Origin of the sequence: Coprobacter fastidiosus, assembly GCF_030296935.1 — a bacterium.
In the GTDB taxonomy this organism is placed as follows: Bacteria; Bacteroidota; Bacteroidia; order Bacteroidales; family Coprobacteraceae; genus Coprobacter; species Coprobacter fastidiosus.
On record NZ_AP028032.1, the window covers coordinates 1,102,648 to 1,116,388 of the forward strand.

At 36.9% G+C, this 13,741-nt stretch carries 12 protein-coding genes and 5 tRNA genes; 10 read left to right on the plus strand and 7 right to left on the minus strand.

What is annotated here, in order from left to right:
* Positions 1-51 precede the first annotated feature (51 nt).
* Positions 52-125 (plus strand) — tRNA-Arg (locus QUE35_RS04460).
* 118 nt (positions 126-243) lie between these two features.
* Positions 244-1,266 carry an acyltransferase gene (locus tag QUE35_RS04465; protein ID WP_081705750.1) on the plus strand — a complete coding sequence of 341 codons (1,023 nt, stop codon included), beginning with the start codon at positions 244-246 and terminating at the stop codon, positions 1,264-1,266.
* Positions 1,267-1,312: 46 nt separating this feature from the next.
* On the opposite strand, the gene QUE35_RS04470 is transcribed toward QUE35_RS04465, so the two are convergent.
* The 7 genes from QUE35_RS04470 to panC form a co-directional block, all read right to left on the minus strand.
* Positions 1,313-1,388 (minus strand) — tRNA-His (locus QUE35_RS04470).
* 310 nt (positions 1,389-1,698) lie between these two features.
* Positions 1,699-2,787: a CapA family protein gene (locus QUE35_RS04475; RefSeq protein ID WP_022602884.1), complete on the minus strand. Its 1,089-nt coding sequence runs from the start codon at positions 2,785-2,787 to the stop codon at positions 1,699-1,701.
* 90 nt (positions 2,788-2,877) lie between these two features.
* Positions 2,878-3,762 (minus strand): bifunctional methylenetetrahydrofolate dehydrogenase/methenyltetrahydrofolate cyclohydrolase FolD, encoded by an 885-nt coding sequence (gene folD / locus QUE35_RS04480; RefSeq protein WP_022390962.1) that lies wholly within the window; start codon positions 3,760-3,762, stop codon positions 2,878-2,880.
* A 119-nt stretch (positions 3,763-3,881) separates the two neighbouring features.
* Entirely contained in the window at positions 3,882-5,204 is a 1,323-nt protein-coding gene (ffh, locus tag QUE35_RS04485) for a signal recognition particle protein (protein WP_009316655.1), read from the minus strand.
* A 221-nt stretch (positions 5,205-5,425) separates the two neighbouring features.
* Entirely contained in the window at positions 5,426-6,751 is a 1,326-nt protein-coding gene (locus tag QUE35_RS04490) for an MATE family efflux transporter (RefSeq protein ID WP_031258930.1), read from the minus strand.
* Between the two features lie 108 nt (positions 6,752-6,859).
* Positions 6,860-7,210: an aspartate 1-decarboxylase gene (panD, locus tag QUE35_RS04495; protein WP_031258929.1), complete on the minus strand. Its 351-nt coding sequence runs from the start codon at positions 7,208-7,210 to the stop codon at positions 6,860-6,862.
* Positions 7,211-7,239: 29 nt separating this feature from the next.
* Positions 7,240-8,085, minus strand: a complete 846-nt coding sequence (gene panC / locus QUE35_RS04500; protein ID WP_031258928.1) for a pantoate--beta-alanine ligase — start codon at positions 8,083-8,085, stop codon at positions 7,240-7,242.
* 300 nt (positions 8,086-8,385) lie between these two features.
* Between panC and QUE35_RS04505 the strand changes: the two genes are divergently transcribed.
* From QUE35_RS04505 to QUE35_RS04540, 8 genes are all read left to right on the plus strand, one after another.
* Positions 8,386-9,207: a glycogen/starch synthase gene (locus QUE35_RS04505; RefSeq protein WP_031258927.1), complete on the plus strand. Its 822-nt coding sequence runs from the start codon at positions 8,386-8,388 to the stop codon at positions 9,205-9,207.
* A 9-nt stretch (positions 9,208-9,216) separates the two neighbouring features.
* A complete protein-coding gene (locus QUE35_RS04510; RefSeq protein WP_022602874.1) occupies positions 9,217-10,749 on the plus strand; it encodes a DUF4270 family protein in 1,533 nt (510 codons plus the stop codon).
* A 98-nt stretch (positions 10,750-10,847) separates the two neighbouring features.
* Positions 10,848-10,920, plus strand: a tRNA-Thr gene (locus tag QUE35_RS04515).
* Positions 10,921-10,950: 30 nt separating this feature from the next.
* A tRNA-Arg gene (locus QUE35_RS04520) sits at positions 10,951-11,024 on the plus strand.
* 14 nt (positions 11,025-11,038) lie between these two features.
* Positions 11,039-11,112 (plus strand) — tRNA-Arg (locus tag QUE35_RS04525).
* 55 nt (positions 11,113-11,167) lie between these two features.
* Positions 11,168-11,659: a GNAT family N-acetyltransferase gene (locus QUE35_RS04530; protein WP_031258926.1), complete on the plus strand. Its 492-nt coding sequence runs from the start codon at positions 11,168-11,170 to the stop codon at positions 11,657-11,659.
* Between the two features lie 325 nt (positions 11,660-11,984).
* The gene (locus QUE35_RS04535; RefSeq protein WP_009316648.1) at positions 11,985-12,584 is read left to right on the plus strand and encodes an RNA polymerase sigma-70 factor; all 600 of its coding nucleotides are present in this window, start codon (positions 11,985-11,987) and stop codon (positions 12,582-12,584) included.
* 47 nt (positions 12,585-12,631) lie between these two features.
* Entirely contained in the window at positions 12,632-13,633 is a 1,002-nt protein-coding gene (locus QUE35_RS04540) for a FecR family protein (protein WP_022602871.1), read from the plus strand.
* Positions 13,634-13,741 lie beyond the last annotated feature (108 nt).

A 13,741-nucleotide genomic window follows, 5' to 3' on the forward strand; every position in this document is an offset into this window, starting at 1 on the left:
GATTTATTATTTGCAAAACAAAAATTATTTATATCTTTGCATTCGAAAAATGGCTCCGTGGCTCAACTGAATAGAGCATCTGACTACGGATCAGAAGGTTACAGGTTTGAATCCTGTCGGAGTCACAAAAAATCCTTTGAGCAAAATTGCTTGAAGGATTTTTCATTTAAATCTATTTTGTTTTGTAAAGAATTATCATATATCACTGCTATTTTAAAAGCATTCCACAACTTACTCAAACAAATGTCTATAAACGACACAATATATTATAATAAACTAAGGACATTAGCAACAATTGCCGTAATTACCATACACGCATCAAGTACATTATTTTACCATAGACCTATAGGAAGCGAGTCATGGTGGATCGCTACATTTTTCGACACAATAGCAAGATTTGGAGTTCCGATATTTTTAATGATTTCGGGAGCTTTATTACTGCCTAAAAAAGAGGATATGAAAAGCTTTTACTCAAAGAGGTTGCACCGCATACTTATTCCTTTTTTATTATGGCTGACAATATACTATTTCCATAATCTCCCCGTAAACATATCTCTATCCGAAAAATTTTATCGGTTATTGAACGGAATATGTTCCGGAAGCAGTTATCACCTCTGGTATATTTACATGCTTGTGGGAATATATTTGGCTATTCCCGCAGTACGTATATGGGTACAGAATATATCTACCCAAAGTATTCGAATTATTTTGTTGTTCTGGGGAATATTACTTCTACTAAGGCTAACCGATGAAACCGGTAAATTGGTAAAAAGTCTCAATATCGAATTTTTTTACTACTTGGGATATCCTATTGCCGGTTATTATTTATCGATACTCAAATTTCATAAACCTCATCAAACAATACGCAGATTTTCAATTGCAGCTATTATCATCGGAATACTTCTAACTTTATCCGGAACTTACATCCTCTCTCTATATAAAGGAAAAACCAACGAGCTATTTTTCAATTGCCTCTCTCCGACTGTTGTGCTCATGTCTTTCGGAATTTTTCTATTATTCAAACATATCGAATTCAAAAAAGAAAAAATTCCCGGAAAATGGATATGCACTTACAGTTACGGAATTTATTTATGCCATGTATATGTATTAGAACAATTAAAATCTGTATATTGGATTAAATATACCTATTATATACATCCGGCAATAGGCATTCCGACATTAGTAATTTCTTGTCTGTTTCTATCTCTTTTATTGATAATGACAATTCACAAAATACCCAGAATCGGAAAATATATTTCGGGATAAAACAAAAGAGGTCAGATAAACCTGACCTCTTATTTAATTTAGAGAAGGGTGAAAGATGGGGCTCGAACCCACGACCCTTGGAACCACAATCCAATGCTCTAACCAACTGAGCTACATTCACCATTTTCAATTGCGATGCAAAGATAGTATTTGTTTTTGAAACATACAATAGTAAACTATACTTTTTTATCAAAAACCAAATCAGATTCTTGTAATCCCACTTTTATTTACTCAGAAACAGGCTCTAAGAGTCTGCTTAATTTTGTTTAGAACAGTTTTGAGAGTCTCTTTCAAGGATATTTTGTTGTTTTTACGAAAAGAAAATAGCAGGCTATCTGATGAGTGAAAATAGGAAGACAGACCAGAAAAAATACAAAAATGATCTGATAATTTTTCTATATTAGAAAATTTAAACTGCTTTTCTAAGCCTCTCTAAAACTCATACTCTGTAACCGTACCTTTATTTTGTTGTGAAAAAAGTTTCCTTGTGTCTTGAACAAAACGGGTTAAAGGAATCGACAAAGATGATGGTATAGAATCGCCTTTAGCCAGCCAACGAGCAGCCGGAAGTACGGTAAAACCTTGTTCCGGAACATGTACAGGTCGCTGAGTAAATATCAGGGCATAACGAGGATTTTCGATACGAATATCCGATGAATCCTTTACAACATCAACTTTAAAAACAATACTTCCCATTGTTGTTCGGGTTTTCATATTAGAAATAAAATTACCTAAAGAATATGCGACTACAGACTTAATTCTACCTATAGAATCCAAACGAGCTTCAATCGGTTGTACTACGTGAGGATGCGCTCCCACTATAAGATGTACTCCGGCATCGACCAATGTATCCGCTAATTTTTTTTGTGAAACATTCGATAGAGTTCGATACTCGTCCCCCCAATGAGGACACACAATAATCACATCAGCTCCATTTTTCTTTGCAGTTTCTACATCTCGTAATATATTCTCGAGTTGTATATAATTAACGATATAAGGAGGACGCACTTGTATTCCATTCGTACCATAAGTATAATTCAAAAAAGCCAATCGTATTCCGTTTTTTCGTAAAAGTAAAGGATGTAAACGTTTACGTTCATTTTCAGAGCAATATGTTCCTGCACGAAAAACTTCCAAAGAATCCAATTGCCGTATAGTACGCTCCAGTCCCTTTTCTCGACGATCAAGACAATGATTGTTTGCCGTTAAAAACAGGTCGAATCCGGCCTTTTTGAGAGCCTGAGCAAAAGCATCCGGAGCACAAAACTGAGGATAACCGGAATACGGAAATCCGCCTAAAGGAGCTTCCAAATTAACAACAGCCAATCCCGCAGATTGTATTTCATTCTTGACTTGTACAAAACACGAATCATAATCATACCCCGATGGAGTCCGGGCATCTTCTATTTGTGCCAAATGCTGCATCGCATCTCCTGCAAACAAAAGCGTAATACGTTGTTGAGCTTGTATATATACTGAAACTAAAAAGAAAAGGGACAGGAGATAAAATCGTGTTTTCATAAATTAGAATTTATACGGTTATAAAAATAAACTATCCTGCTTTAATTTCAAAATATTAAAACAGGATAGTTTATTCTCTTTTTTAATTCGTCAATCTTTATAGATTGCTTTCTTTCCTGCCAACAGTGTATTACGCATTAAAGAAACGATTGTCATAGGACCGACACCTCCGGGAACAGGAGTGATATATGCACACTTCGGAGCAACCTCATCAAACTTCACATCACCGGTCAGCTTAAATCCCGATTTTGTTTTATCCGAAGGAACTCTCGTCGTACCGACATCTATAACAGTAACTCCTTCTTTTACCATATCCCCTTTCAAAAATTCAGGAACTCCCAATGCTGCAATAATGATGTCTGCCTGTAAACACATTTCCTTGAGATTTTCAGAGTAACTATGACATACGGTAACTGTCGCATTTCCCGGATTTGACTTTTGCATCATCAACGTCGCAACCGGTTTCCCTACGATATTACTACGACCCAATACGACACAATGTTTCCCTTTCGTATCAATGTCATAACGCTTCAACAACTCCATGATACCGGCTGGAGTCGCCGACACGAAACATGGTAATCCGATAGACATACGTCCGACATTGATCGGGTGAAATCCGTCCACATCTTTCCGATAATCGATTGCCTCGATCACCTTTTGTTCCGAAATATGCTTAGGTAAAGGAAGTTGTACAATAAATCCGTCTATATCTTCATCTTTATTCAATCTATCTACCTCTCTGAGCAACTCTTCCTCTGTTACATCACTCTCAAAACGAATTAATGTAGATTTGAATCCGCATTGCTCGCATGCTTTCACTTTATGGGCGACATAAGTTTCACTCCCTCCATCATGCCCCACTAATACAGCCGCTAAATGGGGAATTTTCCCTCCTGCTGCTTTAATTAGCTCAACTTCCTGAGCAATTTCCTGTTTTACCTGATCGGCAATAGCTTTCCCGTCGATTAATTGCATATTATTTAATTTTCAAATTTTTAGATCAATCAAAACAAATATAATGGACTCTATTCATATTACAAAATAAAGAAAGGAGAAAGTAAAAAACTCTCTCCTCTCCTATATCAAAATTCATATCAGCGTTTCATTCTGGGCATCATTTTTCCCATTTTTCCACCCGCTACCATTTTCATCATTTTCCGTGTCTGGTCAAATTGTTTTATCAACCGATTTACTTCCTGTATTGATGTTCCGCTACCTTTTGCAATTCTTTGACGACGGCTGCCGTTCAACAATTCAGGATTACTCCTTTCTTTCGGAGTCATCGAATAAATAATGGCTTCGACGCTTTTAAATGCGTTGTCATCAATATCTATATCTTTAATCGCTTTACCGACACCCGGTATCATCGAAGCAAGGTCCTTCAGATTACCCATCTTCTTGATCTGCTGTATCTGGCTGATAAAATCGTTAAAATCAAACTGGTTTTTCGCAATTTTCTTTTGTAATCGCTTCGCTTCCTCTTCATCGTATTGTTCTTGAGCTCGTTCCACTAAAGAAACAATATCACCCATTCCGAGAATACGGTCTGCCATACGTGCCGGATGGAAAACATCGAGAGCATCCATCTTCTCGCCTGTTCCCACAAATTTTATCGGTTTGTTGACAACCGTCCGAATCGATAACGCCGCACCACCACGAGTATCTCCATCTAATTTGGTAAGAACAACACCGGTAAAATCAAGACGATCATTAAACTCTTTCGCTGTATTAACAGCATCCTGCCCTGTCATAGAATCGACAACGAACAGTATTTCATTCGGGTTTATGGCATCTTTGATCGCTTTTATCTCACGCATCATCTCTTCATCTACAGCGAGACGTCCGGCCGTATCAACAATGACCAAATCCTGTCCGTCCTGACGAGCTTGTTTAATGGCATTCTGTGCAATCTGAACGGGGTTTTTACAATCCGGTTCGCTATAAACCGGAATGCCGATCTGCTCACCCAACACTTTCAACTGTTCGATTGCAGCAGGACGATAAACATCACAAGCCACCAATAAAGGCTTCTTTCCGCGTTTTCCCTTAAGCAGTTGAGCTAACTTACCGGAAAAGGTCGTTTTACCCGAACCTTGCAGACCTGACATCAATATCACTGCCGGAGATCCGGTAATATTGACGTCGACAGAATCTCCCCCCATTAACAAAGCCAACTCATCATGAACGATCTTAACCATTAACTGGCTCGGCTTCACAGCCGTAAGGACATCCATTCCTAAGGCTTTAGCCTTAACAGTATCGGTAAATTGCTTAGCAACTTTATAGTTAACATCGGCATCGAGTAAAGCTTTCCGCACATCTTTCAAAGTTTCGGCAACATTAATTTCCGTAATTTTGCCCTCACCTTTCAATATTTTAAATGACCGCTCAAGTCTGTCGCTTAGATTCTCAAACATGGTAATATTTCCGTTTTAATTTCTGAAAGTGCAAAAATACAAAAAAGGTTGAGATTATCTACGAGCCAGTTTAAATTTTCCGATAAGGAAATACGATCAGGTCCTCTTTATGTTTTCTTTCGGTCTGTTTTCCCGTTTTCGCCTGTCAGATAACTCACATCCCCTTTTAAAAACAAGACGACACCCTCTCAAACCCGACACGAACAAAATTGAAATAGGCTCTATATCTTTTTATTCCACCAATCGGCTTTTTTCAAATATACAAATGAAAACAGCAGTAAAACACCCCAATAAACATATTCTACAATCCAACACGATGCAATATTAGGCCGCAAACGGAATATCAGAAAATAGATTGCCAAAGTATAAGCAACAGCCGTAATCAATTCTGCCAACAATGCAGAACGTGTATTTCCCGTTCCCGACATCGTATTGAACCAAACACTTCCCGGCACGGCAATGAAATAGTATCCCAACATCACATACAGTGCAGGAATGCAATCTTGAAGTAAAGATGCAGAATCGGTATATATCCTCAAAACAGGAGCAGGTATCAGATAGACCAATGCCATCATCGGAATAACAATCATATAGCAAAGACCTATTATCCGACGGCTTATAGACATAACCTCTTCCGGTTTTCCCGCACCGATTGCATTGCTCACCAACGAACTTGCAGTGACAGCAAATGCATTTACAGGCATAAAGAACAACGTCGATATACTACGCACGATATTCGATACAGCCAAAGGTCTTTCTCCCAAATGTTCTATAGAAATAAAGAAAAAGAACCACGTGATAATAGGCAGAAAAGATTGCAACATAGTCCATACCGAGATATTCAATATACGGGCAATTACTTTAACATCGACATGTATCGTCTCAAAAAAAGCATATTTATGAATATCTGCTTTGCAAATTGTATAAATAATAAAGAAAAACAACGAAAGTGCTTCAGCAAGTACAGAGCCTAAAGCTGCCCCGGCTATTCCCATTTGAGGACACCCCCACTTCCCGAATATAAACATATAATTGAATACAATATTTGCAATAGCCATTACCAATGCGTTCACCGTCAATATCTTAGTCCGAGTTATTCCGACATAAAACGCACGGAACATGACAGCAACAAAAGAAAAGAATAACCCATATATCCGATAATCGAGATATTGCATGGTCGCACTGAAAACTACCTCTGAGGAAATGATACTCCGCATTAGATGAGGAGCATAAAAATGAGAAATACCGAACAACACAAATGCGAGAATAACCAAAAACAAGCTTCCCTGCACAACTATCGTTCCGATACTTTCATAACGTTTCTCTCCGTTACGTCTGCCGATAAGAATTTGAGAACCGATACTGAACCCGAATCCTATCATATAGATAGCCATATAGAAAACACCGGCCAAAGCCGAAGCTCCTAATTCGATTTCTCCGACATGCCCTAAATATGCCGTATCAGTAATGTTAATCAAATTCTGAACAACGAGACTGATCAATATGGGATAAGATATTTTCCAGATCTCTTTTTTTGTATACATAATTTACAATATCGTCTAAGTGAAAGAAAACCCATCGAAATGACGGGTTTTCTTAATTTATCTCTATCGGAAATGTCAAGCCACAAATCTCGATTTATCTTATTGTCAATATTAAATCAGCTTATTTGTCTTTGTATCGGGAAATATTACAGCAGGAGTAAAGTGTTTAGCTTCTTCAAAATCCATCATCGCATAAGCCATGATAATCACGACATCTCCCGGCTGCACTTTACGGGCTGCAGCTCCATTCAAACAGATAACTCCTGAGCCACGTTCTCCTTTAATAACATAAGTAGAAAAACGTTCACCATTATTATTGTTTACGATATACACTTTCTCGTTAGCAATAATATTAGCAGCATCCATCAAATCCTCATCAATCGTAATACTACCGATATAATTCAAATCGGCTTGCGTGACCGTAACCCTGTGTATTTTCGATTTTACTACCTCTACCAGCATTTCTTTTTGTTTTAAATTCAGGCTTTCCATTAACGGCGATAAGCGATATTATCGATCAGTCTCACCTCCCCGCAATATACCGTAATACATCCTACAATATAATCCGAATCTGACCAATCATTTACCGAGAGCAATGTATTCCCATTTACGATTTCAAAATATTCCACATCTAGATCCGTCACAGAATTCAATGTATTCACGACATAGTCTATCGTTTCAGCAACTGAATGTTGTTCGGCAAAGGTACGACTTTTAAACAAAGTCTGAGATATGCTCACCGCATTTTTTCTCTGTTCGGGGGTCAAACGTAAATTACGGCTGCTCAATGCCATACCATCATCTTCTCTCACAATCGGACATGCGACAATCTCCACAGGATAATTCAACAATTTTACCATTGAACGTATGACAGCAATCTGTTGAAAATCCTTTTCACCGAAATATGCCCGATCGGGCTGTACGGCATCGAACAGTTTACTTACAATTTGAGCGACTCCGTTGAAATGTCCCGGACGATATTTGCCTTCCATAACCTCCGCTACAGCTCCCAAGTTAAAAACCCGAGTATCCTCAACAGGATACATCTCTTCAACTTCAGGAGCAAATGCTATTGCACAACCTGCAGATTCTAACAACTTACAATCAGCATCCAAAGTACGGGGATAATGCAATAAATCGTTTTTATCATTAAACTGAGTAGGATTTACAAATACACTAACCACACAAATACTGTTTTCCGCAACACAACGTTTCACCAATTCAAGGTGTCCGTTATGCAATGCTCCCATAGTCGGGACAAGCCCCACAGTACCGCCATTGGTACGTATTTCAGCTATTTTCTTCTGTAAATCAGCTATTTTAGTAACAACTTCCATTACCATAATTTTAAAAATCGGTGCAAAAGAAGTAAATAAAACCCACATCCCGAAGTATTCTGACAAGAAAATTAAAAAAACATACTATCAAGATACCGAAGAAGCATACTTTTCCAATAAAAGCTTAGCCTAATTTTCCGATAAAGTGATTTAATTATACGGGCTCTAACAAAACTTATTTTATCTGCATTTTTACCCGATATAAACGGAAAGCTTGTTAATACTTCTAATATTTGGAGATTCAAGATGATTTTTTTATTATATTTGCAGAATAATATTGAGACAAGAGAAATTTATAAAATGAAAGCCACTAAGGTATTATTTATTGCACAAGAGATAACTCCTTATTTGCCTGAATCGGAAATAGCGAACGTTTGTCGCTATCTCCCTCAGGGAGTTCAGGAAAGAGGTCGTGAAATAAGGACATTCATGCCCAAATACGGGAATATCAACGAACGGAGAAACCAATTACACGAAGTGATAAGACTTTCGGGAATGAATCTCATTATCGATGACACAGACCATCCCTTGATCATAAAGGTCGCATCTATTCAGGCAGCCCGCATGCAAGTATATTTTATAGATAATGAAGATTACTTTCAACGAAAATTCACTACCGAAGACGAAAACGGAAATAGTTTTGACGATAACGATGAACGAAGCATTTTCTTTGTGAGAGGTGTAATGGAAACTGTCAAAAAGCTTCGTTGGGTACCGGACATCATTCATTGTCACGGATGGATGACAGCATTAGCTCCTCTTTATATTAAAAAAGCCTATGCCGAAGACCCATGTTTCAGAGATACCAAAGTTATCTACTCTTCTTATAATAATAGTTTCAACTCTCCTTTCCCGGCATCTTTCTCCGACAAACTTCTATTGGAAGGCATACGGAAAGAAGACTTGAATTTTACTGATAAACCGATAGATTTCTCTGAACTCACTAAATTGGCCATACGTTTTTCGGACGGAGTCATTCAGGCAAGCGAAACAATGCAGCCGGACATTCTCGAATATACTAAAAATGCCGGCATTCCGTTTTTACCTTATCAAGATCCGGAGAACTATATCGATGCATACAACGAATTTTATGACGTTGTATGGGAAAACGCTCATAAATAATAAACCAGTATGAAGTTAAATTGGTTATTACCATTTGTCCTGATCGCCTTAACGATCTCTTGTAATGACGACATTAACAAAATAGGGACATCGATCGACGATACACTTATTTCTATTAAAGTAGATAACTCTTTAGCATATACAACTGCCGATTCGGTATATTCTATTCCTGCCGGTCCTGTCACGAATCGTACCATTATTCAAATGCTCGGAGCTGTCGATATGGTAGATTACGGATCTATACGTGCAGATTTTCTTACTCAGATGAGACCGATAGCCAAATTCGATTCCAGACTGGTTACAGAAGATATGCTGGATTCTTTGGTTCTCGAACTCGGATTTCTGCCCAGTAGCTTTTTAGGAGATTCTCTGACCCCGATGCAAGTAAGTGTATATCCGCTTAATAAAGTGCTTGAGAAACCGATATACAGCAATCTTGATCCCACAGATTATTTCTCACCTGAAGAAATACTCGGACAGCAAATTTATACAACTTCTCGGCAAAGTTATCCTGATTCGTTAATCAATAGCGACGGTTCACGAATCATCAAAATCAAGTTAGCACGTCCCGGACACACATCCAAAGAATTGGCACAAGAATTTTTCAAACTATATAATGACAAAGGCGGCATATTAACAGAAAGCGATATAGCAGACTTCTTCCCAGGTGTTTATGTAACAAATACTTATGGAAAAGGCGTATTGATCAATATTCTTTCTTCAGTAATTAAAATATACCACGATACGTACGTATATAACGACCAAGGCGGTGGTGGTCTGGAAGAAAATGAAGATATAACAAATGACGACGGAACTCACCCCCTTGTAGTAAACAAAGCGACAACTTCTGTTTTGGTTTCAAGCAATGAAGTTCCGACAATCAACCATATCATATCGACAAACGCATCTTATATAGAAAATGCCATTGCCGATGACCGTGCAATTATAAAATCTCCTGACGGTTACGATGCCCATATAACTTTCCCGGTTACGGACATTATAAAAAAATACCGGGAAGTAGTACCGGAAGAAGCTGAAAATACAGGAGCTGTATCTGGATTGATAAACGCAATAAACTTTTCAATTCCCATTAAGAAATCAGCAAACGATATTTTCTCAAACTACGGGCTTACCCCTCCTCCCTATCTATTGCTGATGCGCGCCGGAGGAAAAGTTGCCGACAGTAATGGAGATATTGTAGAAATGGACAAGAATCAGTTCTTCCTCGATCGCAAATTAACCGATGGATTGAATTACTTCTACGCATCTTATAATTCAACGACAAATACCTACGATTTCGGAAATATACGAGGATTTATTACCAATATCATACAAAAAAATCCCAATGGAGGAAGCATAGAAAACGGTTATCCCATCGATTCCGATCTCATTCTTGTCCCAGTTATGCTTTCTACAACGACCAGTGATTATTACGGGACAATAATCAATGCAATAACTCCTTACATCTCAGCTCCGACATTTGTCGAACTTGATACGAAAAATATAAAAATTGAGATGGTTTACAGTACAAAAACATATTGATATATAGGAATATATAATTTTAGCACCTAAAAAAGAAAAAAATTGGTGCATCAAAAAGTAGTATTTTAGAAAAAAAGCACTACCTTTGCACCGTTTTCGCCGCAATAGCTCAGTCGGTAGAGCGTTTCACTCGTAATGAAAAGGTCGCCGGTTCGATTCCGGCTTGCGGCTCAAAAACAAAACCGGATTCGGCAATGAAACGGCCGCGTGGCTCAACTGAATAGAGCATCTGACTACGGATCAGAAGGTTACAGGTTTGAATCCTGTCGCGGTCACATATTTATAAAACGGCTCCGTGGCTCAACTGAATAGAGCATCTGACTACGGATCAGAAGGTTACAGGTTTGAATCCTGTCGGAGTCACTTTTACAGTTCTCATATGTATGAAGGACTGTTTTTTATATATTAACAACCGAATATGATGACCATACGTCTGGCAAAAGAAAATGATATAGAAGAAATCATGGAATTAATTACCAGGACAGTAATATCCGGACAATCATCTTCTGGTTGGAACAAAACTTACCCCACCAAAGAAATTTTCGTTAAAGATATAGATAATCAGTATCTATATGTTTATGAAGACAACCATATTGTCATCGGCATCATATCTCTTATTCCCGGACCAGATCCCGACTACCAAAGTATTATATGGAAAAATTCCGGAACATCACCCTTAGTATTACATCGACTATGTGTTGATCCTCATCGACAAAGAGAGGGCATCGGAAGCCGATTAATGAATTTTGCAGAAACATTTGGCCGTGAACAAGGATACACATCGTTACAACTGGATACCCGCATCAGCAACCATACAGCAGCAAACCTTTATGAACAATTAGGATATACAAAAACCGGAACGATAACAAGAAATCGAGGGAATTTTATATGCTATGAAAAAAAACTCTGATAAAACAAGTGCGATTCTCTATATAAAATAATATCGACTTTTGGAATATATCAATCTATTTTCAATATATTTGAATTGAGAATTCATCAAAAAAAGGGAATTATAAGTTTTAAGCTCTATTATACAAACTTTTAAGCAATAATCATATATTTATTGTGTAAATTTTTGCAGTCAAGTACAAAAAGAACAAAAAAAATATATTAATATTGCTCTTAAATTCAACAATATATATTTTAAATATTATTTTAAAAGTCTGTATATAAATAAATTATACACATTGGAGAAATTCCCTTATCATTTAACAACAAAAGGGAAATCATAAATTATGAAATTTGAAGAGAAAAATATATTGATTGAAAAAGGAAAAATAGAACAAGAATATAATCTATTATTCAAACGGTTATATCCGGGATTGATGTTTTATGCAAATCGCTTTTTGGATGAAGATGAGGCAGAAGATGTAGTACAAGATGCATTTGTAGAATTATGGGAAAAACGAAATGAAATAGACTTAGGAGATTCTATCCACACATTTATGTACCGTTCGGTTTATTTTAAGGCTATCAACATAATTCGACATAAAAATGTAGAAAATAATTACTCTCAATCTTTAATTGATATATACCAAAAGAAAATAGATTACTTTCATCCGGATGAAAACGATACGATCCGAAAAATGGAAAGTAACGAAATCAATAAAGAAATTTTCTCGGTAATAGAGTCTTTACCTGAAAAATGTAAAGAGGTCTTTAAACTGAGTTATCTCAATGATATGAAAAATAAAGAAATTGCTGAATTACTGAATATTTCTTTACGAACTGTAGAAGCCCATATGTATAAAGCATTAAAATTTCTTCGTGCTAATTTATCCCACTTGATGCCTGTTATTTTATGGATACAAGTATTTTTTATGAAATACAAGTAAGTGTTTTACAGCAACCAGTTGTTTTTTTATAATAAAAGATTTATATAATGAATGAATTAGACGAAATACTATTATTGAAATATTTACAGAACAACTGCTCAGAAGAGGAATTAGCGATCGTTAATTCGTGGATGAACTTGTCTAAAGATAATCGTAATCGATTATTAGAGATGGAAAGAATTTGGCATTCCGGAGACAAAATCCGTTTTGCAAAAGAGAGTCATATACTCCGCGCCGAGAAACTTTTATATAGCCGAATCAAAGATATAGAAGAAAAGAAACAAAATATCAGCAAATCAAAGTGGCTATATTCTACAATAAAATACGCAGCCGCCATCATCATTTTATTCATCGGAACATACTTTGCGATAAATTACTTCGGATTTAATGTGACTGATTATGAGATTGTCTCTACTTCAAAAACCGATCCTGTACGGCAGATTATTCTACCCGACGGTACGAAAGTGTGGTTAAACCACTCTTCTATTCTAAAATATCCTAAAAAATTTACTGAAAAGAAACGAGTTGTAGAATTAGAAGGTGAGGCTTATTTTGAAGTAACAAAAGATACCAAACGCCCGTTTTCAGTACAGAATGAAACTTTAGACGTACAGGTGCTCGGAACTGTATTTAATATGAATTGCGATAAAAATAGACAATTGGCAGAAGTTTCTCTAATTCGCGGATCTGTCAAAGTCACAGGAAAACATGACGAAGGAATGATTGTTCTTTCGTCGGGACAAAAAGCTGAATTAAACAAATCAACGAAACAAATGCACGTAAGAACATTCAATACGCAACTCGATGCAGTTTGGCATGACGGAATGATTCCATTCGAAGATGCGACAATCTCGGAAATCGTTTCGACTCTCCAACATTTATACAAAACAGAGATCATTCTATCTCCAGACATTGATAAAAGCACTTACTCCGGAGTTATTTATCAAAAAGAAAACCTCGACTCCGTATTACTTAATTTGACATTAGCCATGCCGATAGAATATACAAAAAATGAAGGCAAAATATACATAAAACCGATTAAAAAGTAAATCATCTTATACAATAACAATTTATCCTTAAACGGTGACAGGCAAGAAAGCGATTCTTTCTTGCCTGTCGCCGTTTAAATTTTGTAGATCAAGAAAATCTCAACATTC

Bases quoted from the DNA above. Each gene is read 5' to 3' on its own strand.
- QUE35_RS04465 (WP_081705750.1), top strand. From the start codon at position 244: ATGTCTATAAACGACACAATATATTATAATAAACTAAGGACATTAGCA.
- QUE35_RS04475 (WP_022602884.1), bottom strand. From the start codon at position 2,787: ATGAAAACACGATTTTATCTCCTGTCCCTTTTCTTTTTAGTTTCAGTA.
- folD (WP_022390962.1), bottom strand. From the start codon at position 3,762: ATGCAATTAATCGACGGGAAAGCTATTGCCGATCAGGTAAAACAGGAA.
- ffh (WP_009316655.1), bottom strand. From the start codon at position 5,204: ATGTTTGAGAATCTAAGCGACAGACTTGAGCGGTCATTTAAAATATTG.
- panD (WP_031258929.1), bottom strand. From the start codon at position 7,210: ATGCTGGTAGAGGTAGTAAAATCGAAAATACACAGGGTTACGGTCACG.
- panC (WP_031258928.1), bottom strand. From the start codon at position 8,085: ATGGAAGTTGTTACTAAAATAGCTGATTTACAGAAGAAAATAGCTGAA.
- QUE35_RS04505 (WP_031258927.1), top strand. From the start codon at position 8,386: ATGAAAGCCACTAAGGTATTATTTATTGCACAAGAGATAACTCCTTAT.
- QUE35_RS04510 (WP_022602874.1), top strand. From the start codon at position 9,217: ATGAAGTTAAATTGGTTATTACCATTTGTCCTGATCGCCTTAACGATC.
- QUE35_RS04530 (WP_031258926.1), top strand. From the start codon at position 11,168: ATGATGACCATACGTCTGGCAAAAGAAAATGATATAGAAGAAATCATG.
- QUE35_RS04535 (WP_009316648.1), top strand. From the start codon at position 11,985: ATGAAATTTGAAGAGAAAAATATATTGATTGAAAAAGGAAAAATAGAA.
- QUE35_RS04540 (WP_022602871.1), top strand. From the start codon at position 12,632: ATGAATGAATTAGACGAAATACTATTATTGAAATATTTACAGAACAAC.